The sequence below is a fragment of the Bartonella sp. AA1HLJMS genome (assembly GCF_042197445.1).
GTDB lineage: Bacteria > Pseudomonadota > Alphaproteobacteria > Rhizobiales > Rhizobiaceae > Bartonella.
In genome coordinates, this window is the sequence record NZ_JBHIRW010000313.1 from 1 (window position 1) to 524 (window position 524).

Consider the following 524-nt stretch of genomic DNA (forward strand, 5'->3'; position numbering starts at 1 on the left):
CATCTTCGCACCAAAAACACGAAAGTGGACATGCAAGCCTCTCATGCCGTTGGCTCTTCGATAAAATCGGGAGGTGATACCACTGTCATTGCAGGGCAGGATGGCAAACCGCATGATCTTAGCATCACAGGTAGTTCCATTGCGGCTGATGGCAAGGTAGGGCTGAAAGCCAGCAACGATATTCTCATCAATAATGCAGAGGATAGCTTACATTATGAGATGTCGTATCACAAAGAGGGTGGGGTGTTTAGTAGCAGCAAATCTGAGCATAACAAGATGGATGTGCGCCAAGTTGTGGGGTCAAGCATAACAGGGGGTGAAGGCATTGCCATTGACTCAGGAAACAACACGGAAGTTGTCGCCTCGACGCTCGTAGCCGGTAAGGCAGAGGAAACGTCAGGAGAGAAAGCACTAGGAGATCAGAAAAAAGCGGATATTACTATTCACTCTGGGGGAAAGATTGTCATAAAAGGCGCCCAAGAACACTTGGATCAGCAAGCACAATCGTCATCAAGTGGCTTTTT

General features: G+C 47.9%; 1 protein-coding gene. It reads left to right on the forward strand.

Translation table 11 applies throughout. The features are described from left to right. Positions 1-524 (forward strand): hemagglutinin repeat-containing protein (locus tag ACFIQE_RS11385; protein ID WP_375707799.1); only part of this gene is annotated, 524 nt, incomplete at both ends.